Here is a 1,158-nt window from a genome sequence, read left to right as displayed (position 1 = left end):
CTCCGAAAGTAAAGAACAAGTCGTTACACGAGACCTTCGGCTCGTGAACTAAATCGTTATATACCTTAGAGAGTTTTCGAAGTGCAGCCCGAAGATACATTCGAATTTCACTAGCGAAGTTAAAAATTTAAAAAAATAGGAAGAGGAACAATCAGGATGACTATGTGTTTATGGACTTACAAAAGACCTTTTCAATACGAAGGTAATGATTATGAAGTGAAATACTCCTTTTCACTTAAAACTTATACGTCACAGCTATTTTGCAATGGAACACTAGTAGACAAATGTACACATTCATTTGATGGTGATTTCAAAGTGGTTGTGCATAAGTTTCAACCTATCAGCCAACCAAACAATCGAACTAAAGAAGTAATAGTTTCCGTTGGTTACTTTAGTTGGTTGAGTGTCGGTATCGAAGTTAGGGTAGGAAGTGACTTAATTTATGAAAGTCACCCAGGTAAAGACATTCACTTTGCAACTAAAAAACTAGAAAATTTAGGTGTTTCTGACAATCCAATAGAGGCAAATGAGAAAAGAAAACTTCAAAGTGAAAAATGGCGAAAAAACAAACCTTCTATTTTCGCTGATATAGGCATTGGAGCGGCATTTTTTGTGGTAGCAAAAGTGACTGGAGACTTAAAAATGGCTGCATTTACGGGCGTGTTCTTAGGGGTAGCACTCGTTATTATCCAACGCTTTGTTAAAGTCGACTTACTAGGTGGGTTTGCAGTATTCGGAACGATGATGCTCTTAGTATCAGCAATATTTGCCATTGCCTTTCAAAGTGAGTATTTAGTGCAACTTAAGGGCACATTTATGGGGTTGCTCAGCGCATCAGCACTTATGGTAGATGGAGTGTTTAATAAAGGTGGTTACTTTGGCACCCGTTTTGAGCGCTACGTAAACTCCCCCATTCAACATAGGTACTTTGTCCTAGGCTTAGCATTGATCGGTTTATGTATGGCAGTAATGAATTTTAGTGTTGCAACTCAATTAACTGAAGAACAGTGGCTCACGTATGATACTTTTGTTGAAACACCTGTTTATTTAGTGATGTTTTTTTTCCTCGTTTGGCGTGCAGGTAAAAAAGCTGATCCAAGAGTGTGTTAAATTGTACAGAGCAATTGCAATCGGTATATAACAGATAAGGATAGGCCG

1 protein-coding gene is annotated in these 1,158 nt (G+C 38.0%); it reads left to right on the top strand.

The window, feature by feature from the left end; translation table 11 throughout:
- Window positions 1-162: 162 nt before the first annotated feature.
- Window positions 163-1,110, top strand: a complete 948-nt coding sequence (locus AB4160_RS19260) for a hypothetical protein (protein ID WP_133149813.1) — start codon at window positions 163-165, stop codon at window positions 1,108-1,110.
- Window positions 1,111-1,158: the final 48 nt, after the last annotated feature.

The sequence above is a fragment of the Shewanella sp. 10N.286.51.B8 genome, assembly GCF_041469325.1.
Taxonomy (GTDB): domain Bacteria; phylum Pseudomonadota; class Gammaproteobacteria; order Enterobacterales; family Shewanellaceae; genus Shewanella.
The sequence above is the reverse complement of the archived record's forward strand: the minus strand, read 5'-3'. Positions and strand labels throughout refer to the sequence as shown.